Here is a 433-nt window from a genome sequence, read left to right as displayed (position 1 = left end):
GGCCGCCGTCGACACCGACACGGCCGTGCTGGCCGTCACCGGCGCGGGGCGGGCGGCACCGCCACTGGGCGAGGTGCTGGACACCGTCGCCGGGCGGGGCGCGGACGTGCTCACGGTCGGATCCGCCCCGCCCACGGCGTCCCCGGGGCCGTCGATTCCGGTGCCCGCCCTCCCCGAGGAGATCGCACCGGTGCTGGAGGTGCTGCCGGTGCAGCGGCTGGCGCTGGAGCTGGCGCTGGCCCGCGGCGTCGACCCGGACCGCCCGCGCGGACTGCGCAAGGTGACCCGGACCCGGTGACCGCGATGCGCCCGGCCCACCGCCCGACGGACCCGGCGGCCCCCGTGGACGGAGGGACCGCCGCTCCGGGAACCGGTGTCGCGATCGGCGTGGACGCCGGGGGAACCGGCACGCGCGCACTCGCCGTGGCCGCCG

1 pseudogene is annotated in these 433 nt (G+C 80.1%); it reads left to right on the top strand.

Annotated features, from left to right (window positions below):
- A pseudogene (locus tag SACPADRAFT_RS30060) lies at positions 1–298 on the top strand (SIS domain-containing protein); the annotation flags it as partial.
- Positions 299–433 lie beyond the last annotated feature (135 nt).

It is taken from the genome of Saccharomonospora iraqiensis subsp. paurometabolica YIM 90007, from assembly GCF_000231035.2.
Classification (GTDB): domain Bacteria; phylum Actinomycetota; class Actinomycetes; order Mycobacteriales; family Pseudonocardiaceae; genus Saccharomonospora; species Saccharomonospora paurometabolica.
This window is presented reverse-complemented; position numbering and strand designations above follow the sequence as displayed.